The organism is Halapricum desulfuricans, assembly GCF_017094465.1.
In the GTDB taxonomy this organism is placed as follows: Archaea; Halobacteriota; Halobacteria; order Halobacteriales; family Haloarculaceae; genus Halapricum.
The window spans coordinates 587936-610233 of record NZ_CP064791.1; the positions used below are offsets into that span (position 1 = coordinate 587936).

At 65.5% G+C, this 22298-nt stretch carries 25 protein-coding genes and 1 tRNA gene; 14 read left to right on the plus strand and 12 right to left on the minus strand.

What is annotated here, in order from left to right:
* Positions 1-52: 52 nt before the first annotated feature.
* Together HSEST_RS03000 and HSEST_RS03005 are read left to right on the plus strand one after the other, a co-directional pair.
* Entirely contained in the window at positions 53-835 is a 783-nt protein-coding gene (locus HSEST_RS03000) for an alpha/beta fold hydrolase (protein WP_229122090.1), read from the plus strand.
* A gap of 81 nt (positions 836-916) precedes the next feature.
* Entirely contained in the window at positions 917-1126 is a 210-nt protein-coding gene (locus tag HSEST_RS03005; protein WP_229122091.1) for a ribbon-helix-helix domain-containing protein, read from the plus strand.
* Here the strand turns inward: HSEST_RS03005 and HSEST_RS03010 are convergent, their stop codons facing one another.
* Positions 1127-1588 carry a hypothetical protein gene (locus HSEST_RS03010; protein WP_229122092.1) on the minus strand — a complete coding sequence of 154 codons (462 nt, stop codon included), beginning with the start codon at positions 1586-1588 and terminating at the stop codon, positions 1127-1129.
* Positions 1585-2265 (minus strand): hypothetical protein, encoded by a 681-nt coding sequence (locus tag HSEST_RS03015; RefSeq protein ID WP_229122093.1) that lies wholly within the window; start codon positions 2263-2265, stop codon positions 1585-1587. Before HSEST_RS03015 ends, HSEST_RS03010 begins: the two co-directional genes overlap by 4 nt.
* A gap of 131 nt (positions 2266-2396) precedes the next feature.
* Between HSEST_RS03015 and HSEST_RS03020 the strand changes: the two genes are divergently transcribed.
* The 5 genes from HSEST_RS03020 (at position 2397) to hemG (ending at position 6473) form a co-directional block, all read left to right on the plus strand.
* Positions 2397-2942 (plus strand): CDP-2,3-bis-(O-geranylgeranyl)-sn-glycerol synthase, encoded by a 546-nt coding sequence (locus HSEST_RS03020; protein WP_229122094.1) that lies wholly within the window; start codon positions 2397-2399, stop codon positions 2940-2942.
* Between the two features lie 104 nt (positions 2943-3046).
* Positions 3047-4144: a hydroxymethylbilane synthase gene (gene hemC / locus HSEST_RS03025; protein WP_229122095.1), complete on the plus strand. Its 1098-nt coding sequence runs from the start codon at positions 3047-3049 to the stop codon at positions 4142-4144.
* Positions 4141-4866: a uroporphyrinogen-III synthase gene (locus HSEST_RS03030; RefSeq protein WP_229122096.1), complete on the plus strand. Its 726-nt coding sequence runs from the start codon at positions 4141-4143 to the stop codon at positions 4864-4866. Before hemC ends, HSEST_RS03030 begins: the two co-directional genes overlap by 4 nt.
* Before the next feature lie 44 nt (positions 4867-4910).
* Entirely contained in the window at positions 4911-5111 is a 201-nt protein-coding gene (locus HSEST_RS03035) for a hypothetical protein (protein WP_229122097.1), read from the plus strand.
* A gap of 96 nt (positions 5112-5207) precedes the next feature.
* Positions 5208-6473, plus strand: a complete 1266-nt coding sequence (hemG, locus tag HSEST_RS03040) for a protoporphyrinogen oxidase (protein WP_229122098.1) — start codon at positions 5208-5210, stop codon at positions 6471-6473.
* A gap of 22 nt (positions 6474-6495) precedes the next feature.
* On the opposite strand, the gene HSEST_RS03045 is transcribed toward hemG, so the two are convergent.
* Entirely contained in the window at positions 6496-6978 is a 483-nt protein-coding gene (locus HSEST_RS03045) for a type IV pilin (RefSeq protein WP_229122099.1), read from the minus strand.
* Between the two features lie 142 nt (positions 6979-7120).
* Positions 7121-8491, minus strand: coding sequence for a geranylgeranyl reductase family protein (locus tag HSEST_RS03050; RefSeq protein ID WP_229122100.1), 1371 nt, complete (start codon positions 8489-8491; stop codon positions 7121-7123).
* Between the two features lie 125 nt (positions 8492-8616).
* Between HSEST_RS03050 and HSEST_RS03055 the strand changes: the two genes are divergently transcribed.
* Entirely contained in the window at positions 8617-8940 is a 324-nt protein-coding gene (locus HSEST_RS03055) for a 2Fe-2S iron-sulfur cluster-binding protein (RefSeq protein WP_229122101.1), read from the plus strand.
* Between the two features lie 185 nt (positions 8941-9125).
* Here HSEST_RS03055 and HSEST_RS03060 read toward each other — a convergent pair.
* From HSEST_RS03060 to HSEST_RS03080, 5 genes are all read right to left on the minus strand, one after another.
* Positions 9126-9200 (minus strand) — tRNA-Met (locus tag HSEST_RS03060).
* Between the two features lie 70 nt (positions 9201-9270).
* Positions 9271-11391: a ribosome rescue protein RqcH gene (gene rqcH, locus HSEST_RS03065; protein ID WP_229122102.1), complete on the minus strand. Its 2121-nt coding sequence runs from the start codon at positions 11389-11391 to the stop codon at positions 9271-9273.
* Between the two features lie 37 nt (positions 11392-11428).
* The gene (locus HSEST_RS03070) at positions 11429-12136 is read right to left on the minus strand and encodes an MBL fold metallo-hydrolase (RefSeq protein ID WP_229122103.1); all 708 of its coding nucleotides are present in this window, start codon (positions 12134-12136) and stop codon (positions 11429-11431) included.
* A gap of 58 nt (positions 12137-12194) precedes the next feature.
* Complete coding sequence (gene mch / locus HSEST_RS03075) at positions 12195-13127, minus strand: methenyltetrahydromethanopterin cyclohydrolase (RefSeq protein WP_229122104.1); 933 nt, start codon at positions 13125-13127, stop codon at positions 12195-12197.
* A 67-nt stretch (positions 13128-13194) separates the two neighbouring features.
* Positions 13195-13857 (minus strand): helix-turn-helix domain-containing protein, encoded by a 663-nt coding sequence (locus HSEST_RS03080; RefSeq protein WP_229122105.1) that lies wholly within the window; start codon positions 13855-13857, stop codon positions 13195-13197.
* A gap of 186 nt (positions 13858-14043) precedes the next feature.
* Here HSEST_RS03080 and HSEST_RS03085 point away from each other — a divergent pair, with 186 nt between their 5' ends.
* From HSEST_RS03085 to HSEST_RS03105, 5 genes are all read left to right on the plus strand, one after another.
* On the plus strand, positions 14044-14238 hold the full coding sequence (locus HSEST_RS03085) for a hypothetical protein (RefSeq protein ID WP_229122106.1): 195 nt from the start codon (positions 14044-14046) through the stop codon (positions 14236-14238).
* 54 nt (positions 14239-14292) lie between these two features.
* Complete coding sequence (locus HSEST_RS03090; protein ID WP_229122107.1) at positions 14293-15336, plus strand: two-component system sensor histidine kinase NtrB; 1044 nt, start codon at positions 14293-14295, stop codon at positions 15334-15336.
* A 54-nt stretch (positions 15337-15390) separates the two neighbouring features.
* Complete coding sequence (locus tag HSEST_RS03095; RefSeq protein ID WP_229122108.1) at positions 15391-16797, plus strand: class II fumarate hydratase; 1407 nt, start codon at positions 15391-15393, stop codon at positions 16795-16797.
* Between the two features lie 76 nt (positions 16798-16873).
* Entirely contained in the window at positions 16874-18742 is a 1869-nt protein-coding gene (gatE, locus tag HSEST_RS03100; RefSeq protein WP_229122109.1) for a Glu-tRNA(Gln) amidotransferase subunit GatE, read from the plus strand.
* A gap of 1 nt (position 18743) precedes the next feature.
* Positions 18744-19154 (plus strand): hypothetical protein, encoded by a 411-nt coding sequence (locus tag HSEST_RS03105; RefSeq protein WP_229122110.1) that lies wholly within the window; start codon positions 18744-18746, stop codon positions 19152-19154.
* Here HSEST_RS03105 and HSEST_RS03110 read toward each other — a convergent pair.
* Both HSEST_RS03110 and HSEST_RS03115 read right to left on the minus strand, forming a co-directional pair.
* Positions 19151-19876 (minus strand): RNA methyltransferase, encoded by a 726-nt coding sequence (locus HSEST_RS03110; protein ID WP_229122111.1) that lies wholly within the window; start codon positions 19874-19876, stop codon positions 19151-19153. The two genes, HSEST_RS03105 and HSEST_RS03110, sit on opposite strands and share 4 nt — an antisense overlap.
* Entirely contained in the window at positions 19873-20391 is a 519-nt protein-coding gene (locus HSEST_RS03115) for a hypothetical protein (protein WP_229122112.1), read from the minus strand. The genes HSEST_RS03110 and HSEST_RS03115 overlap by 4 nt, the downstream gene beginning before the upstream one ends.
* Before the next feature lie 136 nt (positions 20392-20527).
* Here HSEST_RS03115 and HSEST_RS03120 point away from each other — a divergent pair, with 136 nt between their 5' ends.
* Positions 20528-21988, plus strand: a complete 1461-nt coding sequence (locus HSEST_RS03120; protein ID WP_229122113.1) for a DHH family phosphoesterase — start codon at positions 20528-20530, stop codon at positions 21986-21988.
* On the opposite strand, the gene HSEST_RS03125 is transcribed toward HSEST_RS03120, so the two are convergent.
* Complete coding sequence (locus HSEST_RS03125) at positions 21985-22296, minus strand: PRC-barrel domain-containing protein (protein ID WP_229122114.1); 312 nt, start codon at positions 22294-22296, stop codon at positions 21985-21987. The two genes, HSEST_RS03120 and HSEST_RS03125, sit on opposite strands and share 4 nt — an antisense overlap.
* Positions 22297-22298 lie beyond the last annotated feature (2 nt).

A 22298-nucleotide genomic window follows, 5' to 3' on the forward strand; every position in this document is an offset into this window, starting at 1 on the left:
GTCGCTGCCCGCCGGTCGAAACGCACACGAACGCCGGCGACCAAGACCGCGTATGCCGACCGCACATAACGGGTCCGTCGACATCGAGTACGCGGTCCACGGCGACGGCCCGACCGTCGTCTGCTGTAGCGCCGCCGGCCTCGGGGCCTGGCAGTGGAGCTATCTCACGACGCCGCTCGCACGCGAGTACGAGGTCGTCGTCTTCGATTACCGCGGCACGGGCCAGTCGGATACGCCGGACGGGCCCTACACTGTCGCGGACCTCGGTTCCGATCTCGACGCCGTCCTGTCCGATCACGGCGCCCGCTCGGCGCACCTGCTCGGGGCCGGACTCGGCGGTGTCGTCGCCGTCGAATACGCCCGCCAGGCTGGCCGGGTCGACTCGATCGCGCTGATTGGCACGCCGACCTCTCCGGCGGCCGTCTCTTTCGACGCGCTCGAGCAACTCCGTGCGCCACTAGACGACCCGCAAGCCCTGGAGCGGTCGCTGTCAGTCGCGTTCGCACCGGGGACGGTCGAAGCCCATCCCGAGGAGATCAGCCGTATCGCCGACTGGCGGGGCGAGGACGACGCCGGGCCGGCCGGCTGGGACGGGCAGCTGGCCGCGATGCGGGCGGCCGAGTTGACTGACCTCTACGAGGTGACGACGCCGGCACTGGTCTTTCAGGGCGTCGAGGATCGCATCGTCGATCCGGACGCCGGGAGCCGACTGGCCGAGCAGCTACCGCGGGGTGAGTACCGCGCCGTCGAGAGCGGCCACCTCGCACACGTCGAACAGCCACAGGTCGTCGCGGACGAACTTATCGCGTGGCTCGACGGCCAGCGTGACGCGTAGATAGCACGCGACCGGCCCGCTGGCGACGGCAACGCCGCTCCGACACAACGCCTATCCCCGCCGCTCACCTCAGAGTCGGCTATGACCGATTACACGACCGTCTCGATCCCGAAGGACCTGGCCGATCGCGTCGAGGAGACGATCGAGGGGACGAGCTTTTCGAGCACGAGCGACCTCGTTCGGTTTCTCCTCCGGAGCATCGTCATCGAACATCAGCAGGAAGGCGAGTTGACCGAAGCGCAGTTCGCCGAGATCGCCGAGCAACTGCAGGATCTGGGCTATCTGGAGTAGCTACAGCGCGCCGTCGGGCGGTTCGACCGCGAGCGTCTCCAGTCGCAGGCGGCGACCGCTCCGGTCGAACGCGCGGATCGACTCGCGATCCCAGGGCGGCACGGCGACGAACACGACCGCGTGCAGGTCGTCCGTCTCCGAGACGTCCAGCCGGCCGTCCGGATGTGACACGAACCGGCCGTCGGTCTGACCGACCGGCGTCCCCAGGTCCATTCCGAAGACGGCGTTGACCGACGAGCCGGCCTGCGGCAGGTACATGTGCGTGAACACCGGCGTCTCCGGATCCAGCGACGACACGTCGAGCTCGCCGGCCGGTGTGGTATCGAGCGAGAGGGTCACCGACTGTGGATCGCGATCACTGGCGTACTCCAGCAGATACTCGACCAGTCCGTCCGTGACGTAACATTGATCGGTTGTTCCCGAATCCTGTCCGGCCGTCCGGGTCGAATTCCGTTCGGTCATCCGAGTAGCATCGAGCGCGCCGTCTGTGCGTACAGCCGCGGCGCGCTCCGGCGCGACCGGTCGAGCGCGTCCGAGATCTCTTTGGCCGCGTCCTGAAGTACACCCTCCCCGTGTCCGACGAGCAGGCGCTCGGGAGTGAACCGCCGGAGCGTCCGGGGCGGCTTCAGCCGAAGTGCCGGATGCACGCCGAGCGTCGCATCGCCCGCGGTGAAGTACTCGACTGTCCCGAGGGCTTCCGGCACGACGAGCGTGCCGTCGTGTTCGCCGTACAGCGCCGCTTCCTGCCAGAGCGGGTTGTCGATGAGCTTGTGGATCCCGAACCCGGAGTCGCCGAGATCGACGTGTACGCGCTCGATCGGTGCGTCCAGTTCCGAGGCGACGCCGCTCATCCAGTCGGGCACGTACACCGACACGTCGTGTCGGCGCGCGATCGCCGCCGCGTCGCGCTTGTGACGGTCGAGCAGGACGACCACGCCCGCGAGGTCGCCGTACTCCGACAGCAACGCGTCGACCCCGTCGGCGTCGACGGGATCGAGAACCCAGACGCCGCCGTTCTCGCCGACGACGGCGTGGCTGGCGCGTCCCATTCGCTCCTCGGGGTAGGCGATCCAGCCGACCCCGCCGTCGTAGCGATCGATCTCGCGCATCCGGGCCGGTCCCGACTCTTTCATAGGCATACGTGAATGGTAGGTCCCGACGGCTATATATTGTCGGTTCCCGGAGAGGTTCCCGCTCCGTGACTGTCCTGGTCCGGGCCGTCCAGTGTGAATCCCCGGCCGTTAAGTCCGGCCGCTCCGACCGCCCGACAATGGACGTCATCGAGACAGTCGTCGTCGCGTTCTGGGCGATGTTGCCCGCGTATGTACCGAACAACGCGGCCGTCCTGTTCGGCGGCGGTCGGCCGATCGACGGCGGGCGGACCTGGGGAGACAGCCGCCTGCTCGGCGACGGGAAGACCTGGCGTGGCACGGCCGGTGGCACCGCGACCGGACTCGCGCTGGCGCTGGCGCTGAACCGACTGGCACCGACGGCGACTGACGCGCTCGGGATTGGCCTGCCGGAGTTCCGGGTCGTCGCCGCGTTCACGCTTTCGGCCGGAGCGATGGTCGGTGACATCACAGCCTCGTTCATCAAGCGCCGGAGCGGTCGCGAGCGCGGCGCGGCGTTCCCCGGACTCGATCAGCTCGATTTTGTCGTTGGCGCGCTCGTCCCAACCGCCGCGTTCGCCTCGGGCTGGTTCACCGAGACGTTCACCGTCCCCGTGCTCGTGGTCGTGCTCGTCATCACGCCGCTGTTGCACGTCGGGACGAACGTGTTGGCCTACTATCTGGGCCTGAAAGACGAACCCTGGTAAGGATAGACGAACCCTGATACGCGCGCCGGGTACACGGGTATGCTATCGAGCACGGCCGGGCCGAACTGGTGGGCTTTTCACCCCTGACCACCCACGAACGGATAATGACCTCTCGCGACAGCACGCTCCGGCTCGCGACGCGTGGCTCCGATCTCGCGCTTCGACAGGCAGCCACGGTCAGCGAGGCCCTCGAAAGCCGGCGGCGATCGGTCGAACTACTGGAAGTCGAAACGACCGGCGATCAGATCCGCGACGAACTGATCCACCGGCTGGGCAGGACCGGCGCGTTCGTCCGCGCGCTGGACGAACGCGTTCTCGACGGTGACGCCGATGCCGGCGTCCACTCGTTGAAGGACATTCCGACAGAGGGCGGCGAGGAGATGGTCGTCGCGGGCGTCCCCGATCGGGGTCCCGCGGGCGACCTGCTGGTAACTCCCGACGGCAAGACCCTCGACGAGCTGCCCGACGGGGCGACCGTCGGTACGTCCAGCCTCCGCCGCGAGGCCCAGCTGCGGGCCGAACGCCCCGACCTGACCGTCGTACCGCTTCGGGGCAACGTCGACACCCGGGTCGAGAAGTTGCTGGCACCGACGCTCCAGCGCGAACACGAAGCGCGCAGCGACGCCGAAAGCGAGCGAAAGGAACGCGCCGACGACGAGGACTACGAGCATCCATACGACCGCACGGTTGAGGAGTGGTTCAACGACCTCGCTGAGATCGAACGCCGCGCGCTCGAACGGGACGTCGAGACCGAATACGACGCGATCGTGCTCGCGGCCGCGGGACTGCGGCGACTGGGCCTGCACCATCACGTTCGCACGGTCGAACTCGATCCCGAACGGTTCGTCCCGTCGCCCGGACAGGGCGCCATCGCCGTCACGGCGCCCGACGGCGAGGTCGCCGAGACGATCAACGACGCGATCGATCACCCGCCGACGCGGGTCGCGACGACGGTCGAACGCACCGTTCTGGCTGCGCTGGGCGGCGGCTGCGTGGCCCCGATCGGCGTCCACGCGACGGTCCAGGGTAGTACCGTGCGGACCACGGCCCGGATCCTGAGTCGTGACGGGACCGACGAGGTCGCGGCGACGCGTGACTTGCCGATTCATCGCCACCCGGACGCAGCCCGGGAGTTCGCCGAGGAACTCCGCGAGCAGGGCGCGGCCGAGTTGATCGAACGGGCGGTCTCGGAGGCAGAATGACGAACCCGCGCGTGGCGGTCTTCCGGCCCGACGACGGGCGGCTCGCGGACGCCGCCGAGCTGCTTCGGTCGCTGGGCGCGACGCCCGTCGCCGACCCGATGCTCGCGGTCGAACCCGCGGGGACGACCCCGCGCTCGGACGCCGATTTCACCGTGTTCACCAGCACGACCGGCGTCGAACTCGCCGCGGATGCCGGTTGGACCCCGGGGGACACGACCGTCTGTGCCATTGGCGAGACCACGGCCGCGTCGCTTCGGGACACCGGATTCGCGGTCGATATCGTCCCGGAGACCTACACCTCCGACGGCCTCGTCTCGACGCTGGAGGAGTCCGTCGACGGGGCGCGCGTCGAACTCGCCCGGAGCGACCACGGGAGTTCGGTGCTCGTCGAGGGCCTGTTCGATGCGGGCGCGTACGTCCATGAGACCGTCCTCTATCGGCTGGTCCGACCCGACGAGGCCGGCGAGTCGGTCGAGAAGGCGGCCGCGGGCGAGCTCGAGGCCGCTCTCTTCACGTCGTCGCTGACCGTCGAACACTTCCTGGCTGCGGCCACAGACCGCGGTGTGCGCGAGGAGGCCATCGAGGGGCTGAACGCTGCGACCGTCGGCGTGATCGGCCCGCCGACCGAACGGACAGCCAAGTCGGCGGGGATCGACGTCGACGTCGTCCCCGACACGGCTGCCTTCGAACGGCTGGCCCGCGTGACTCTCGACGCTCAGTAGTTACCGTCGCTTGCGTTTTTGGTTGCTGAGTCCACAGGGTCAGTATGGCACGTTCGGAAGCGATACGCGAGCGGATCGCCGGCTCGCCGGTGGTACTGGGCGCGACGGTCATTTCCGCGTTGATCCTCGTCGGCGCTGCACTGGCCAGCAGGATCGGATTGCCACCACGAGAGGCGTTCCTGCCAACGGGTGTTGCTGTGTTCGTGCTGCTGATGGTCGCCTCCGATCTGTATGTGCGTCAGTAATCAACCAATGCACGAGAAATCAATCTCGACACACCGATATGTCTCGCCTACGCAGTACCGGGACGAACCGCGACCGACCACGGTCGCAACCTACCTATGCATATCGGCGTAATCGGCGCAGGGATCTCCGGACTGGCAACGACACACGAACTCCGCGAGCGGGGCGCGACTGTCGACACGTTCGAGGCGAGCGACGAACCTGGCGGGATCGTCCGATCGCGACAGGTCGACGGTCACACCCTTGACCTCGGTCCCCAGCGGCTGCGCGGCTCGAAGTTGGTCGAAGCGTGGATCGACGAGTTCGACCTCCGCGAACAGCGGTTCGAAGGCGATGACGATCAGCCACTCTTTGTCCTCCGCGACGGTCGACTGCGAGTCGCGCCGCTTTCGATCCGTGACGCGATCACGACTGATCTCATCTCCTGGCGCGGGAAAGCCCGGATCCTGGCCGAACCGCTGGCCGGACCACCGAAACCGGACGAGACCGTCGCCGACTTCTTCGCCCGGAAGTTCGGCAGCGAGGCCGAGCGGACGCTGTTCTCGCCGCTGTACACGGGACTATACGGGGCACACGCCGACGAGATGCTCGTCCGCCACTCCGTGGGCAAGGCGCTCGCCAAGCGCGGCATCGATCGGTCGATCCTGCTCGCGGTCGCCCGGAAACTCCTCGAAGGCGTCGATATCCCGCCGATCGTCTCTTTTGAGGACGGGCTGCAAGTGCTCCCGGAGGCGATCGCCGACCGGTACGCCGATTCGCTCCACTTCGAGACGCCCGTCGAGGCCGTTCGTGACGACGGTGATGGGTTCGAGATCGTGACCGCCGACGGAACGACTACAGTCGATCAGGTCGTCGTGACGACGCCTGCGCCCGTGACGGCCGACCTGCTCGAACCACTCGACGGAGATCTCGCAGACGCCCTCGGCGGACTGACGTACAACCCACTCGCTGTCGTCCACCTCGAATCTAACTACGGCCGGGAGGGCCACGGCTGTCAGATCCTCGATGGGGAGGGCTATGAGACGCTGGGATTGACCTGGAACGCGAGCATGCTCGGCCGTGATGGCGTGTTCACGGCGTATCTCGGCGGCTCGCGCTCACCCGAACTGGTCGAGGAGAGCGACGACCGTCTCGGCGAGCTGGCGGCCGAGGAATTCGAATCGATCACGGGTTTTTCCGCGCGGCCGCTGCACGTCGCCCGCTGGACACCCGGTATGCCTGCCTACGACGACAGCTGGAACGCGCTCGATACTGTCTCGTTCCCGGACGGCATCCACGTCTGTGCGACCTATACTGAACGGGCCGGCGTTCTGGGACGGCTCCGGGACGCCCAGCGAACAGCGGCGGATATCTTCGACGACTGAAACCGAAAACAGCCAGTGCCAATCAATTATCCGAGCCGGACCACTCTACGAGCGTCGTACTCGTCGATCCGGAACTCTCCCAGACGAGTTTGACTGTCGCCGTACCGAGGTTGAGATCGGTGCCGGCCGAGAGTGTACTGTTCGACACCGTGATCGAGCTGCCGGCGCTCAACTCCGATTGGGCCACGAGTGAGTCGACGCTGTAGCGCTTGTTGACTCCGGGGAGTGAACTACCATTGGTGGCTTTCGCCTCACTGACCACGAGCGTCAGCCTGGACGTGTCGAGCGCATCCCCGGAATGGTGTGAGAGTGTCACCGTGTCCGAGGTGTCATTCTCGTAGTCGGTGTTGAACGACGCAGTCGGCGTCATATTCGATCCGGAGTCGTTTCCGAATTCGAAGAAGAACACCGCTGCTGTCGAAGCCAGTAAGACCGTGATTGCGACCATCAGGACGACCCCGATGACTGGCGCTACACCGCGGCCGTCTGCGTCCGATGCGTGCATAGTTGCTCCCCCTGTGAGGCGCACGAACCCGGTGTCACGCGGTGGCCGTTCGCCCCACCGAACATGCCGCGTGAACCCCACCGGCGTGCTTGCCTAATACTTTCAAACAGAGCCACTTAAATCCATCTGGCGGCCCTGAAACCTAGTACTTCGGCTCGGCACCGGTCGTCTCGTAGACCCGGTCCAGGAGCGTGTCTCGCTCGTCTTGCCAGTCTTCGAACCCGGACGGATCGGACGGATACGATTCGTAGTGTTCGAGCAACTCGTCGGCGAGCCGTTTCGTTTGATACAGATCGTAGATCGTCCCCCAGTGACCGGCACTTTTCAGCAGCGTCTTGATTTTCAGCCACAGGCCGAGATCAGCAGAACCGGAATACAGCGCCTCCGAGAGCTTGTCCACGGGCATCGACGAGAGCAGTGCCGTCAGATCGTCGATGTCGTACGCGGTCACGAAGATGTTGTAGACGTCGAGCGCGGCGTACCGGGCGCCGAAATGCTCCATGACGCGTTCGTTGTACTCCCACAGCGTCTCCTCGGAGGCGTTATCAGTGGACACGGCTTCGATGGCCCGATCGGCGGCGTACTTGCCGGCGTAGGCCGCTCCGGCGATCCCGCCGCCGGTCGTGGGGTTGACGTGACCGGCAGCGTCGCCGACGGCCATATAGCCCGGCGCAGTCCCCGAGTCGTACGGCCGACGGGTCGGTAGTGCCGCTCCGAGTTTGTCCTCGACGGTCGCGTTCTCGAACTCCGGGCGATTCCGGATGTCTTCTCGCAGTGACTCGACCAGTTGCATCGGCTCCTCGTTCATCTGGAAGCCGAGTCCGACGTTGATCTCCGTCGGCGTCCGCGGGAAATACCAGAGATAGCCGGCCGCTCGCTCAGTCGGTTTGAACACGAGCGCGTCGTCGTATTCGACCGGCTCGTCGACGTGAATAACCTCCCGATACGCCGAACAGAACTGCGAGTACCGGACGTTCGTGTCGAAAGTCGCCTCCGAAAAGTCAGCCTTGTCCTGCAACAGCGACAGCGCGCCGGCGGCGTCGATGACGACCTCGCCCTCGTAGGTCACGTCGTTGCCGTTTCGTTTGGCCTCCAGGCCCGTCACGCGACCTGCTTCGTCCTGACGGACGTCGTTGATGACCGTCTCGTAGTGAAATTCCGCACCCGCGCGCTCGGCGCCGTCGATGATCCGACGACCGTACTCCCAGCGGTCGATAACCGCCAGTTCACCGGGAACCGGGATATCGACAGCGGTGTTCTGGCTCGGCAACTCGAAGCGTCCGTGATCGACGTCCGTGTTCGTGAACGCCGGTTCGATCTGTGATTTCGGGATCGATTCGGGGAACTCGCTGGCTCCCTTCAGCGCGTCGCCACACGCGATGTGACCCGCCTCCTCCTCGTCTTTGCGCTCGACAACGACGACGTCGAGGCCCGCGTTCGCCACCGTCGCAGCCGCGTAACACCCGGCTGTCCCCGCACCCGCAACGACAACATCGTACTCGTGAGTGGGCATAGATGTCCTGAACGCCCCACGAACAAAACGCTTTACTCCCCGGCACGACCGGACATCGCTCTGGGCTGACAGCGCGACCCGCTCGGACGTAAAGCGTTTTGTACCGCTTGGGCCAACGTACATCCATGACCGAGTACACCGTGGAGTTCGTGGGGACCGAAGAGACGGTGACCGTCTCCGAGAAAGAGACGATCCTCGACCGCTGTATCGACGAGGGGATCGCCCAGGAGTACTCCTGTCGCGTCGGGATGTGTCTGGCCTGCTCCGCGAAGATTGTCGAGGGCGAGGTCACCCAACCCGCCTCGCGCGGGCTAACTGAGGAAGAACGCGAAGAGTACGCGCTGACCTGTATGGCCCGACCCCAGTCCGACCTGAAACTCCGTCGTGGGGAGTATCCACCGAGTATCGAGGCCGAAGCGGGCGAGCAGACGGCCGCTGCGGACGACTGACTCTGTCTCACGCTGTACGACGTGCGACGACGCAGACTCGTCGCTTCGCTCCTCGGTTTGCGTCGTCAGAACGTAGCGGGAGGTGGATTTGAACCACGTGGACTTCAGTCGCTTCGCTCCCTTGTCCCCTGGCTCAAATCACCACAGACGAATTCGTCGCTCACGATTTTGTGAGCGACAGAATATAGCGGGAGGTGGATTTGAACCACCGATCTGCGGGTTATGAGCCCGCCGGAATCTCCTGGCTATCCCATCCCGCTACCAGGTCGTAGTTCAGCACCACGATTAAGGGTTGTGATTCGAATGCCGTCCGTGACTTTCTACCGTGGATCACTCGACCATCCGACTGCCACCCGGCGGCAGGAACTCCTGGATCAAGTCGGGGCTGGCGACCTTCCGGACGAAGGTCTCGTCGGCGAACCGCCCTTTGAACTCCCGGTAGAGACGCTTCGCGATGTCGTTCTGGGCGTACTGACCCGGCTCGACCTCGATGCTCGTCTCCGCCTGCGGGGCGATGGCACTCGGCGGGCCACCGATCACCTGGGTCTCGGGCTCGCAGGTGATCCCCACGGCCACGCCGACGGGCGTATCCTCGTAGTACGTGCGGTCGCCGCGGATCGCGAAGCTGCCCTTTTCGAGGTACTCGCCGCTCTCGGGCGTCTTGGTCACCTGATCGTGATCGACCATGTACACGTCGGCGGCGTACTTGCCCTCCTTCCAGACCGTCGAGTACGAGACCGCAAACTGGGCGGCCTCCTCGCGACTCGTCTCGGGGATCTCGATGTCGTCGTCCGGACTCTCGCTGGGCCCGGTCGCTTTCAGGATCGTCGCCGGCGCGCCGTGGGCCTGCGTGTGAAAGAACAGATCCCCGCGATCGAGGTATTTCTTGACGAGCTCCTCGTTGTGGTCGGCGTTGCGCCCGCCGATCACCAGGAAGTCGTCGCTGGTGTGGAACCACCGGAACCGTTCGTACCACTGCTCGCTCTGGCGGATCGGGATCGATGACCGGGTGAGCCAGTCGATCTCTTCGTCTTCGTCTGTTTCGTCCGCCGCCTCGTCCTCGCCGTCGGCCGCTTCCCAGGCGTCCCGCTCGGCTTTGACCTCCTCGAGGCGCTCGCGCGTGTCCTCGATCGCCTCCTTGGCACCCTCCTTTTTGCCCTCGATGCGCTTGGCCTCGGTGTAGAGCCGGTCGGCGTTCTTCTCGACGCCGTCCCCGGCTGCCAGTGTAATTTGCGTCCCCTCGATAGCCATCGTCACTGTCCCTTCGCTGCCGTCGACGCCGACGACGCTCTCGGCGGCGTCGATTCCCCGCTCTGCCCCCGCCTCGAAGGTCGCCTCGATGTCGTCCCAGGCGCGGCCGTCCTCGCGAGCGGACTGGACCGTCGAGAGCACCTTGTCGACGAGATCGTAGTTGGCGTACAGGAGCTCGGCCTTCTCGCGTTCGGCTTCGGCCTCCTGCTCGAAGTCGTCGATCGCCTGCTGTTGTTGCTGGATGATCCGTTTCTGTTTCTCGATCTCGCTCTCGAAATCCGGGCGCTGTCGGCCGCTCCCGCTCTCGCCGCGGTCGTCGTGGTCGGCGTCGACGTTCGCGAAGTAGTCGTCCAGCGCCTCGTTGAACGTCTCGAAGACCTCGCTCTCCCGGTCGGCGTACTCCTCCAGGGGGAACGGCGTCACGTCCACGCGGGCCCGGTCTTCGCCGTCCTCGTAGTAGACCCGTGCGTCCAGATCCCCCTCACTGAGTCGCCGCGACAGGGACTCGATCTCACGGTACAGCGCCTCGAAATCCGAGTCGTCGGTCGCCTCGATGTCCTGGTTGTAGGGGACGCCGGCTCGCGAGCAGAGCTCCTCGCCGTACAGCCCGCCGAAGTTCAGCTGCGTCGCCAGCGTCCGCACCACGTCGCTGTCGGACTGTCCCATTCGTTCGGTGAACGTCTCGTAGTCGACCGTGAGGGGGTTGAACCGGGCCGAGGGATACTCGTAGTGTGAGCCGGGCACGACGGTCCGGGACTTCAGCCTCACCGTCTCCAGGCAGTCGATCACGTCGTCGTTCTCGTCGAGGACCGCCACGTTGCCGTCGCCGAACAGCTCCGCAACGACGGTCGTCGAGTCGGTGTCCCGTTCGAACCGCAGCATGAGAATGCGGTCGAACTCGAACTGTTCGACGGCTTCGAGTGTCGCACCCGACAGCCGATTGCGAAGCATCATCGCGAAGTTCGGTGGCCGCTCGGGAGCGTCCGGAACGCGCTCGGGATCGGCAATGTGTGCGCGCTTGTTCTCGCCGACTTCGATCAGCAGCTCCGTTCGCCCCCGATCGTAGTCGCTCATCCGGAACCGCAGCAGCTCCGCCTCGGGATAGAGATAGACCTTGTCGACGTGCGCGCCGCGGTACTGGCCGAGCTCACCGGCCAGCGCCGCGATGTCGACGCTCGTCAGTTCCCGTTTTTCGTCCATATCCGTATCTGTCGGGGCACGGGGAAAGACGTGACGTTCACGCTTGCATCGCAGGATCTTCGACCGTTGCCAGTAACTCACGGTAGCGACGGTCCACGTCGGACGTGATCGGATCGCCGTGTCCCATCGCGAGAGTCGATATCCGAGGGGTCCGCGACCAGAAATTAGCGATGCTCGCCCGGAGTTCGTCCATGTCGTAGCTATCCAGCCAGACCGGCGGCGTGAGCGTCCCGTCGCGCTCCCAGACGAGGTCGCCGACGAACGCCGCGCCGTCCTCGTGGACGTAGGCCACGTGTCCCGGGTTGTGCCCTGGCGTGTCGAACACGGTGAAGCTCCCGATCCGATCGCCGTCCCTGACGGGGCGGATATCGTCGCCAGCGATCGGAAAGAACGGCCGGACGAGTCGGTGAAACAGACCCTTGTGGTGACATAGCGGCGGATCGAACCCACCGGTTGCGAGGTCGTAGTCGCGCTGGCCGATATAGATCGGGCCGTCGAACGCAGGGGCGAGATGCCTCAAACCGGTCGTATGGTCTAGATCGTAGTGGGTGAGGAGGACGCGGTCGATGTCGGCCGGTTTGTAGCCAGCGTCGGCCAGTTCCGAACGGAGTGACGGCCAGTTGACCCACAGGCCGGTGTCGATCAGTGTGACCGTCCCGTCGTCGACCAGGTAGCTGTTCGTGTCGAACGGCCGAACGAGCCCGACGTCGAGCAACCACGCGTCAGGCTGGAGCTGCTCGGCCATGCGCGCAGTTCGGCTCCCTCGGTCAAGTATGTCCCGGCGCAAGCCGCGTGGATCGCGGCTACAGGCCGAAGCTTTCAGCGAGCAGGTCCCCGTGTCGCTCCCCGTAGACGTGCGTGTCGCCGCCGACAATGTCGACGGTCAGCTGGGCGGGCGCGAACAGTTCGGTCGGGAGTTCTTCGAACGTCCAGTCGACCGATTCGAAGATGGCCTCGAACGGTTCGCCGTACGACTCCGCGGCGGTCGAGACGACCTCGTCGAACCGGTCGGACGGCTCCGAGACGACCAGATGGACCTGCCCGCCGTAGGCGAGCGCGTCGGTCGTGCGGGCCATCGCGGTCGCCTCCCCGTCCGCGACGGGCGCGACCGGTGCCGAGGCCGACGCCGAGAGCACGTCGAGCGGGTCGTATCCCAGCTCCGACAGGCGGAAGACGGCCAGCTCGGCCGCTCTGGCGGCTGCGGTGACGCTACCGGTCAGGCTCGCGGTCGCGTAGGTCGGCAGGAACACGCCGCTTTCGGGGACGCCGGCGCGGTCCGCGACCTCCGAGACGACCCCCTCTTCGGGCAAGCGCTCCGATTCCAGCGCCAGCACTGCGAACTCGAAGTCGTCCTGGTAACCCAGACGCGCGAATTCCTCTTCCTCGGCGACCAGCGCCCGTGCCGGGCCGCTACCCAGTCCTTCGAAGTCGTCGATACTGAGTTCCCAGCCGGCCTTCTGTGAACCAAGCAGGGCAAGCCCGGGATAGTCCGTCGTGAGTTCGACGTGCGTCCGCGGCGTCTGCTCGATGTCACGGAGCGTCGTATCCAGGGTCGCCAGGCCGGCGGTCTGGATCTCCGCGAGCATCAGTCCGGCTTCGATCCCGCCGGGGACGTGGACGCCGAAGTCCAGTACTGTCGCTTCCGAATCGAGCTGCTGGACGGCGATCGCGAGTTCGTCGGCGAAGTCGATCGCTTCGTCGACCAGTTCGGTCGCCATCCGGTTGAGTGGATCCATATCCGGGGAGTCGCTCGGCAGGGACATACGGCTTACCCTCCCGCGCTCCGTCAGCGTCGGGGAGCTGTCACCGTCGGGGCTCTGTATCGAGTTGTGATATGGTGTGCGACACCAGCGTCGTGATACCGCGTCGCAGGCGCTCGGTCACGGCTTGGTCGGAGATGTCGAACTCCTCACCGATCTCCTTCGTCGAGACGCCGCGCGGCAGCGAGTAATACCCGTTCTCGACGGCGTACGTCAGCGTCTCCCGCTGTGGTGGCGTCAGGCCGTACCACGGTCCGGCATCGGGTTTCGTCGGGTTGTAGATCCGCTCGATCGTCACGTCGATGTCTTCCTCGACATAGAACTCCTGGAACTCCGAGAGGGTCTCGTGTGAGGGAAACCGGAGCTCGAACGCCCAGCGGTCCGCGCTCCCGGTCGCGCCGAGGAGTGCGATGTCCTCTTCCAGAATCGTCTTGAAAAGCGTGTCAGTCGAGGGGTTCCATTCGAGCGTGTACAGGACCTCTCCGTCGTGGGTGTTGAGTGGGCGGATGTCAGACACCGCCGCGTGCTCGCGGACGCGCTGTACGAACTCGTCCCGGGCGTTGTGCTTGACGCGGATAAACGGGGTGGGGCGCCCTCCGAGTGGCACCATCGTCTCGAGGGTGACCTGCCCGGGCTCTTCGACGCTGAGGACCCGGCCCAGCTCGAACGCCTCGGACGGGACCGTTAACTCGACGATGACTGTCATCGGATACGAGGCGTTTCGCCGTCCAGTCGTTAAAGACTGCCTCACTCTTCCGGCCGATTCTCCGATCTCACTTGGTGTACCAGGCTTTCCGCCACTCCTATCTGCTGTGGACTCATCTACGTTGGTAGGCCGTCGGGGAAACGACGACACGGTTCGCAGCTGACCCGGTCGTGCCTGGAACCATCCATGACATCTAATCCGGTATTTGACGGCGACATTGAGAGTTCAGCCGATTTCGAGGCCGCTCTCCATGCTCTGTTGGTTGCGGCACTGGAGAACGGCGTCGACCCGCGGGGATCGTGGGAATACCGCAGTGACGGACCCTCCTCGGACTGGGAGGTCATGGTCGCGGAACTCCAGCCCCGTGACGCAGACATATAAACTCCCTGGCAGACAATGCATAATGCGGATCGGTACCGCTGTTGATAATCACACATGAACACGTCCGATAGCGGGCAGTCCCGTCCGGAACGACCGGACAGCGTCCCGTCGGACGAGGTCATCCAGGGGATCAGATCGCACGCTATCTTCGTCCTTGATCCGGATGGAATCGTTTCGGAGTGGTCTGCATCCGCACGAGCGCTCTATGGCTACGAGGCCACGTACGTGGAGGGGAATCACGTGCGTACGTTGTTCGCCGAGGAGCGAACGGGCGACGGTGACCCGGCGAACGCGGAGACCTTTGCCGACGCGTCCGAACGGCCCGTCGAGATCGAAGGCTGGCACGAGCGAGCCGATGGCTCGGTGTTCTGGGCGACGTTGACGCTCTCACCGCTCGGGGACGAGCAGTCCCGCGGGTTCACGGCGATCAGCCAGGACACGACCGAGATCAAAGAATACGAGCAGATGCTCGAACGCCAGAACGACCGCCTCAAGGAATTCACCGATATCCTCGCACACGACCTCCAGACTCCCCTGCAGATCATCGATAGACGCCTGACGCTGTACGACGAGACCGGCGACGACGAGCACATCGAATCCATCGGCGAGACAGTCGATCGGATGGCACGGCTGGTCGACGATCTGCTCCGGGTTGCCAGACAGGGCGACGTACTCGAGGACCCGGAGCCGACCGGCCTGGAACCGATCGTCGAATCGGCCTGGGACGGGGCGACGCACGCGTCGGACGCGACGCTGCGGTACGAGGATGTCCCGTCGGTCAGTACGGATCCTGACAGGCTTCACGAGTTGTTCGAGAACCTCTTTTGCAACGCCGTGGAACACGCTGGCGAGGACGTGACGGTGCGGGTCGGCCCGCTCGACGACGGATTCTACGTCGCGGACGACGGTCCCGGCATTCCCGAGGAAATTCGCGACCGGGTCTTCGATCACGGCGTCACGACTAGCGACGACGGCAGCGGCTACGGGCTCTCGATCGTCCGGACGATCGCCAACGCTCACGGCTGGGATATCGGCGTGGCAGAGAGCGACGATGGCGGCGCCCGATTCGCTGTCACCGGGATCGAGTTCATCGATTGACTCGATATCTCGACCACCAGTGCTGTTTTGTCGTTTCCGTGAGTGCGTGTGCGTATGGCGGACGAATACCGAACGGAATCCGACAGTCTCGGCGAGATGCAGGTGCCGGCCGACGCCTACTGGGGGGCCCAGACCCAGCGCGCCGTCGAGAACTTCCCGATCAGCGACCGCAGGTTCGGGCGGCGCTTCGTGCGCGCGCTCGGGGTCGTCAAGAAGGCCGCTGCGCAGGCCAATCGCGACCTGGAGACGATCCCCGAAGGGAAAGCCGACTGTATCATCCAGGCTGCTGAGGAGGTCATCGCCGGTGACCACGACGACCAGTTCCCGGTGGATGTCTTCCAGACCGGCAGCGGCACCTCGACGAACATGAACGCAAACGAGGTCATCGCAAATCGCGCGACCGAGATTTACGGCGGGGAGATCGGCACGCGGGAGATCCACCCCAACGATCACGTCAACTTCGGCCAGTCGAGCAACGACGTGATCCCGACGGCGATGCACGTCGCGGCACTGGAGGCCGTCGAGCGCGACGTCATCCCCGGCCTCGAGACGCTCCGGGAGGAGCTGGAAGCGAAGGAGAACGAATTCGACGACGTGGTCAAGACCGGTCGGACCCACCTCCAGGACGCCACGCCGATCCGACTGGGCCAGGAGTTCTCGGGCTATCGGGCGCAAGTCGAGAAGGGCATTTCCCGCGTCGAGGACTCGACCGAACGCCTCGCGGAACTCGCACTCGGCGGGACCGCGGTCGGCACCGGCCTGAACACTCATCCCCAGTTCCCGGAGCTGGCTGCCGAGTACATTAGCGAGGAGACGCTGTTGCCCTTCCGTGAGGCTGACAACCACTTCGAGGCCCAGGCGGCCCACGACGCGATGAGCGAGGCCCACGGCGCGCTTCGGACTGTGGCCGGTTCGCTGCACAAGATCGCCAACGACCTCCGCTTGCTTGCGTCGGGGCCGCGCAACGGGTTCGGCGAGATCGACCAGCCCGAGAACCAGCCCGGCTCCTCGATCATGCCCGGGAAGATCAACCCGGTCGTCGCCGAGTCGGTCAATCAGGTCTACGCGCAGGTCGTCGGCAACGACGCCGCGGTCTCGACGGGCGCGGCCAACGGACAGGTCGATCTTAACCTCTACAAGCCGGTGATCGCCTCGAACTTCCTGGAGTCGGCCCGACTGCTCGCGAACGCCGCCGGGACCTTCGCCACGAAGTTCGTCGCGAAACTGGAGGCCGACCGCCAGCACTGCGAGCAGCGCGTCCAGCAGTCGATGGCGCTGGCGACCGCACTGAATCCCGCAATCGGCTACGACAAGGCCGGCAAGGTCGCCAAGCAGGCCCTCGCGGAGGACAAGACGATCCGCGAGGTCGTCCTCGAGGAGGGGTATCTCGACGAGGAGGAGGTCGACGAGGTGCTCGATCCGGCGAAGATGACCGAACCGGGGATTCTGGGCGAGGAGTAGCCGTCCGGTTGCCGTCCCGGAACGCCCCGACCCGGAAGGATGCGTTTTTTGCCCCCTGGACTCCCAGCCTTCTACAATGACGGAGTTCGACTACGACGACCTGGGGCTGGTGGCCGGCCTGGAGATCCACCAGCAACTCGACACGGCGACGAAGCTCTTCTGCGCGTGTTCGACCGAGTTGCGCGAGCCCGAGGAATCGACCCGGCGACTGACCCGCTATCTCCACCCGACCCGGAGCGAACTGGGCGAACTCGACGAGGCCGCCCTCGAGGAGAGCCGCGTCGAGCGCGAGTTCGAATATCTGGCCTACGACTCGACGTGTCTCGTCGAGGAGGACGACGAACCGCCCCACCGGGTCGACGACGAGGCCATGACCGTGGCCCTGGAGATCGCCCAGTTGCTGGACATGGAGCCGGTCGATCAGGTCCATCCGATGCGCAAGCTTGTCATCGACGGCTCGAACACTTCCGGGTTCCAGCGCACGATGTTGATCGCGGGCGAGGGCGAGATCGAAACCGACGAGGGTCCCGTCGGGGTCGAGGACCTCATGCTCGAAGAGGAGAGCGCCCAGCGCGTCGCGGAGACCGACTCGGGGGTTCGCTACTCGCTGGATCGACTCGGCATCCCTCTCGTCGAAATCGGCACCGATCCCGACATCCGCTCGCCCGAACAGGCCCGGGAGGCCGCCGAGCGGATCGGCATGCTGTTGCGCTCGACCGGGAAGGTCAAGCGTGGCCTGGGCACGATCCGCCAGGACGTCAACGTCTCGATCGAAAATGGTGCCCGCGTCGAACTCAAAGGCGTCCAGAGCCTGGACGACATCGACGATCTCGTCCGCAACGAGGTGCGCCGGCAGGTCGAACTGCTGGATATCGCCGCGGAGCTCGACGACCGTGACGCCGCAGTCGGCGAACCGCGGGACGTGACGGACGTGTTCGCGGACACCGATTCGGGGGTCATCCGCAGCGCGCTCGACGCCGGCGGCGAGGTCCGGGCCGTTCGCCTGGAGGGGTTCGACGGCCTCGTCGGCCGGGAAATCCAGCCCGATCGCCGCCTCGGAACGGAATTCTCGGATCACGCCAAGCGCCACGGTGCGGGCGGGATTTTCCACACTGACGAACTCCCTGCCTACGGCGTCACCGAAGCAGAGGTCGAGGCGCTGCGCGAGGCTGTCGAGGCGGACTCCGAGGACGCTGTCGCGATCGTCGCCGACGATCCCGAAACGGCAGCGCTGGCGATCGACGCCGTCGCCGAGCGGGCAGAGACGGCGCTCGAGGGCGTCCCTGAAGAGACTCGCGACGCCAACGAGGACGCGACCTCGCGATATCTCCGGCCGCTCCCGGGCGCGGCGCGGATGTACCCCGAGACGGACGTGCCGCCGGTCGAGCCCGACGCCGGCGAGATCGAGACGCCCGAGCTCCTGACCGAGAAGGTCGATCGCTACCAGGCACAGTTCGATCTCGATGCCGGACTCGCCGAACAGGTCGCCTACGGCGAGTACATGCCGCTGTTCGAGCGGGTCGTCGAGGCGGGCGTCGATCCGACCCTTGCCGCCGACACCGTCGAATCGACGCTGACGGCGCTGCGGCGCGACGACGTGCCGGTCGGGGACCTGACCGACGAGCACATCGAGGACGCGCTACTGGCGGTCGAGGACGGCGACGTGCCGAACGAGGGCCTCGAGGACCTGCTGACGGCACTGGCCGAGACCCCCTCGCTGTCCGCCGAGGAGGCCGTCGAACAGGAGGGCCTGGGCGGCGTCGCCGAGGACGAGGTCCGGGAGGCCGTCGTCGAGGTCGTCGAGCGCAACGCCGAGCAGGTCAGCGAGGAGGGGATGGGCGCGTTCTCCGGGCTGATGGGCGAGTGCATGGGGCAGCTCCGCGGGAAGGCCGATGGCGACCTCGTCAGCAGCGTCCTCCGCGAGGAGATCCAGAAGCGAGCGTAGCGTGTACTCGAAAGCCCACGGCGCGATCTCGTTTGCGCTCGGAGTCGCGCTCGTCGCCGCCGGCGTCACCGTCGTCCACCCGGCGTTCGTCGTCGGTTACGCGACGGCCCTGGGCGTGTTGATCGACCTCGATCACTTCCTGTGGGCCCGGTACAACACCGGCGACTGGGCGGCGCTGCGGTACGTCCTCACGAACCCGATCGCCGCGGTCACCCATCAGGACTCGATCTTCCGCGAGGACGACCTCGAACACCTCGAACGACTGCTGAGCCACGTCGTCATCGCCGGCGTCGTGATCCCGCTGACGTGGTGGGTCGAGCCCAGTCTGGGGCTGGTGACCGGCCTGACGCTGTACGCACACGTGTTGGCGGACCTGATCGAAGATGTCCGCGAGATTCGCGTGTCCCACTAGTCTCGCTCGCGTCTGTCGATCCGCTGCTGCGCGCGCCGGAAGATCCCCCTGAGCGAGACCGCCTCCCGGTCGGTCGGGTGGGCGCGGCCGACCAGTCGCCGGAAGAGCCGGCCGGCCTTGGCGCGTTTCTCCTCGGGGTGATCGATCGCTTCGAGGAACGACCCGAACTGGTCGTGCAGCCCCTCGATCTCCCGCTCGGTGGCTCGCTCGTGATCCGGGTCCGGCAGCTGTGTCGATTCGAGGGTCAGCGAGCGCATCTCGTAGAGGACGACCGTCGCGGCCTGCCCGAGATTCAAGACCGGGTAGTCCGCGGCCGCGGGAATCGAGCACACCTCGTCGAGACCGGCGAGTTCGTCGTTCGTCAGCCCGACCCGTTCGCGGCCGAACACGAGACAGGTGTCGGCCCGGATGTCGGTCAGGCTGTCGGCCAGCTCGCGGGGCGTCTTGAACGGATACCGGACGTGCTTGCGGGCGTCCTCGTTCGTGACGGCCGTACAGCCGACGGTGTGGTAGTTCTCACGTAGATATTCGAAGGGGACTTCTCGCGCGTTCGGGAGAATGTCCTCGCGGGCCCGGCCCGCGAACCCGTAGGCCTCGCCGTCGGGATCCAGTTCGGGCGGGTCCACCAGCAACAGCTCTTCGAGGCCGAAGTTCTTCATCGCGCGGGCGATCGTTCCGATGTTCCCCGGGGTCTCGGCGTCAACGACGGCAACGCTGATCATATATCGAGGTCACTCAGGTCCACGTCCAGCGCTTCGCGCTCGCCCTCGTCCATCTCTTCGAGTTCGTCTTCAAGTGACGGGATCTCACCGGTCACGGCCGCGTTCGGGAGCGCGTCCGGCTCGGAGTCGACGTGTTCGATCCCGGCGTACTCGTCCGGAGCGCGTCCGCCGTCGGCGATCCACTCGAGGAACCGGTCTTTCATCGCCGCGTTGCCGGCGTACTCGTCGCCGCCCTCCTCGCGGAACCAGTACAGAAAGTCCGGTTCGTGCTCCTCACAGAGCAGTACTTCGCTCATCGGTTCGCCGTAGACCGCGAGCGCGACGTTACAGTGGCGTTCGTCGTCCTCGAGGAGCATGCAGGCGTCACAGGCGTTGCCGATAATCGCCGTCAGTCGGGAGACGCGCTGGCGAGGTTCCGGTGGCATCTCCGCCAGCGGCTTGATCGAACCGTCCGAGTCGAAGACGTCCGCTTCGTCGAACCGCCAGCCCCGAAGACCGATACTGACCTTGCCCATGACCGTGGATTGGTGAGCGGGCGGTAAAAACCGCCTGCTGTGTGACGCCCCGGCAGTGGGGAAGCGAGCCGCGCTTCCCGGGCCGCGAAACGAAAGTCCGAGTTATAAGGGTCTCGACGCCTACGGACGAGACACCATGAACACAGGGACGACGATGGCATCGATGACGTCGTATGCCATCCTCGGCTGCGGGAGCGTGGGGCACGCGGTCGCGGAGGACCTCGTCGAAGCGGGCAAGGACGTGCTCATTCTCGACAAAGACGAGGGGCGCGTGGAAGCGCTTCGTGATCAGGACCTCAACGCACAGATCAGCGATATTCGGGATCCGGAGGTCGTCGAACACGTCGAGGGTCGCGACGCGGTGTTGATCCTCTCCTCGGACGTCGAGGCGAACAAAGCCGCGACGGAGACGCTGATGGAGGTTGACGACGATCACTTCGTCGTCGCGCGAGCGTCCGATCCGGTCTCCGCGGACGAACTTACTGCGATGGGTGCCGACGTCGTCATCAATCCGTCGGCGGTCATCGCCGATTCGGCGCTCCGGTCGCTCGAAACGGGCGAACTCGAACACCGGGCCGAACAGCTGTCGTCGTTGATCGACGGTACTGAGTCCCGACTCGCCATCCTAATCCACCGCGGCCCGGACCCCGACTCGATCGCCAGCGCCGCAGCGCTGCAGGCGATCGCGCGACACCGTGACGTCGAGGCGGATATCGTCTACCAGGGCGAAATTGGCCATCACGAAAACCGGGCGTTCGTCAACCTGCTCGGCATCGAACTTGTCTCCCGGGGCGAGGTCGAACTCGACGACTACGATACGATTGCGCTAGTCGATTACTCCAAGACTGGCGACACCGAATCCGCCCCCGATATTGACGTTGATATTCTCATCGACCACCTCGAACCCGAATCTGAGATCGACGCCGGTTTCTCGGACATCCGACCGAACGTCTCCGCGACGTCGACGATCCTCACCAAGTACGTTCAGGAGTTCGATCTGAATCTCAGCCAGGAGGTCGCGACCGCGCTGCTGTACGGTATCCGCGCCGAGACGCTCGATTTCAAGCGGGACACGACACCGGCGGATCTGACCGCCGCGGCGTATCTGTACCCCTTTGCCGACCACGACACGCTCGAACAGGTCGAGTCTCCGTCGATGAGCCCCGAGACGCTGGACGTGCTCGCCGAGGCGATCCGCAACCGCGACGTCCGCGGCAGTCATCTCATCTCCAACGCCGGGTTCATCCGCGACCGCGAGGCACTGACCCAGGCCGCCCAGCAACTCCTGAATCTCGAAGGGATCACGACGACGGCCGTCTTCGGCATCGCTGACGAGACGATCTATCTGGCCGCGCGCTCGAAGGACATCAGGTTGAACATCGGGAACGTCCTCGGCGACGCCTTCTCCGATATCGGCGAGGCGGCGGGCCACTCGACCGACGCCAGCGTCGAGATCCCGCTGGGGATCTTCACGGGCATCGACTCGAACGAGGACAACCGGGACCTGTTGCTGTCGTTGACCGAGGAAGCAGTCAAAACGAAACTGTTCGAGGCGATGGGCGTCGAGAGCAGTAGCGACAGTTCCAACGGGAGCTAGGCAACGACCTCGTCGTCGGAGTCGTCTGATCCGGGCTGTTTGAGCTGTTCGATGATGCCGTTGATGATGACGATGTCCCCGACCGCCTGTACCCACCGGTAGGGGACGATGACGCCACGCGACTGGTTGATCTCCTGGTCGAACAGTTCTCCATTGAGCTGGTGCAGCGCGAGCCCGGTAACGTTCTCCGTCGAGAGATCGAGCCGCAGATCCTCGATCTCGCCGACGAACACACCGTTGTTCGAATAGACCTCGCGACCGACCAGCGTCGTGATTTCCGACGGAGGGGTCTCCCTATCGACAGCCATAT

What these genes read in the sequence shown, in the direction of transcription:
- rqcH (WP_229122102.1), bottom strand. Translation starts at nt 11,391, where the DNA reads ATGGACGAAAAACGGGAACTGACGAGCGTCGACATCGCGGCGCTGGCC.
- HSEST_RS03080 (WP_229122105.1), bottom strand. Translation starts at nt 13,857, where the DNA reads ATGACAGTCATCGTCGAGTTAACGGTCCCGTCCGAGGCGTTCGAGCTG.
- mch (WP_229122104.1), bottom strand. Translation starts at nt 13,127, where the DNA reads ATGGATCCACTCAACCGGATGGCGACCGAACTGGTCGACGAAGCGATC.
- HSEST_RS03050 (WP_229122100.1), bottom strand. Translation starts at nt 8,491, where the DNA reads ATGCCCACTCACGAGTACGATGTTGTCGTTGCGGGTGCGGGGACAGCC.
- hemC (WP_229122095.1), top strand. Translation starts at nt 3,047, where the DNA reads ATGACCTCTCGCGACAGCACGCTCCGGCTCGCGACGCGTGGCTCCGAT.
- hemG (WP_229122098.1), top strand. Translation starts at nt 5,208, where the DNA reads ATGCATATCGGCGTAATCGGCGCAGGGATCTCCGGACTGGCAACGACA.
- HSEST_RS03045 (WP_229122099.1), bottom strand. Translation starts at nt 6,978, where the DNA reads ATGCACGCATCGGACGCAGACGGCCGCGGTGTAGCGCCAGTCATCGGG.
- HSEST_RS03110 (WP_229122111.1), bottom strand. Translation starts at nt 19,876, where the DNA reads ATGATCAGCGTTGCCGTCGTTGACGCCGAGACCCCGGGGAACATCGGA.
- HSEST_RS03070 (WP_229122103.1), bottom strand. Translation starts at nt 12,136, where the DNA reads ATGGCCGAGCAGCTCCAGCCTGACGCGTGGTTGCTCGACGTCGGGCTC.
- HSEST_RS03085 (WP_229122106.1), top strand. Translation starts at nt 14,044, where the DNA reads ATGACATCTAATCCGGTATTTGACGGCGACATTGAGAGTTCAGCCGAT.
- HSEST_RS03120 (WP_229122113.1), top strand. Translation starts at nt 20,528, where the DNA reads ATGAACACAGGGACGACGATGGCATCGATGACGTCGTATGCCATCCTC.
- gatE (WP_229122109.1), top strand. Translation starts at nt 16,874, where the DNA reads ATGACGGAGTTCGACTACGACGACCTGGGGCTGGTGGCCGGCCTGGAG.
- HSEST_RS03030 (WP_229122096.1), top strand. Translation starts at nt 4,141, where the DNA reads ATGACGAACCCGCGCGTGGCGGTCTTCCGGCCCGACGACGGGCGGCTC.
- HSEST_RS03020 (WP_229122094.1), top strand. Translation starts at nt 2,397, where the DNA reads ATGGACGTCATCGAGACAGTCGTCGTCGCGTTCTGGGCGATGTTGCCC.
- HSEST_RS03125 (WP_229122114.1), bottom strand. Translation starts at nt 22,296, where the DNA reads ATGGCTGTCGATAGGGAGACCCCTCCGTCGGAAATCACGACGCTGGTC.
- HSEST_RS03090 (WP_229122107.1), top strand. Translation starts at nt 14,293, where the DNA reads ATGAACACGTCCGATAGCGGGCAGTCCCGTCCGGAACGACCGGACAGC.
- HSEST_RS03115 (WP_229122112.1), bottom strand. Translation starts at nt 20,391, where the DNA reads ATGGGCAAGGTCAGTATCGGTCTTCGGGGCTGGCGGTTCGACGAAGCG.
- HSEST_RS03015 (WP_229122093.1), bottom strand. Translation starts at nt 2,265, where the DNA reads ATGCCTATGAAAGAGTCGGGACCGGCCCGGATGCGCGAGATCGATCGC.
- HSEST_RS03095 (WP_229122108.1), top strand. Translation starts at nt 15,391, where the DNA reads ATGGCGGACGAATACCGAACGGAATCCGACAGTCTCGGCGAGATGCAG.
- HSEST_RS03000 (WP_229122090.1), top strand. Translation starts at nt 53, where the DNA reads ATGCCGACCGCACATAACGGGTCCGTCGACATCGAGTACGCGGTCCAC.
- HSEST_RS03055 (WP_229122101.1), top strand. Translation starts at nt 8,617, where the DNA reads ATGACCGAGTACACCGTGGAGTTCGTGGGGACCGAAGAGACGGTGACC.
- HSEST_RS03035 (WP_229122097.1), top strand. Translation starts at nt 4,911, where the DNA reads ATGGCACGTTCGGAAGCGATACGCGAGCGGATCGCCGGCTCGCCGGTG.
- HSEST_RS03010 (WP_229122092.1), bottom strand. Translation starts at nt 1,588, where the DNA reads ATGACCGAACGGAATTCGACCCGGACGGCCGGACAGGATTCGGGAACA.
- HSEST_RS03005 (WP_229122091.1), top strand. Translation starts at nt 917, where the DNA reads ATGACCGATTACACGACCGTCTCGATCCCGAAGGACCTGGCCGATCGC.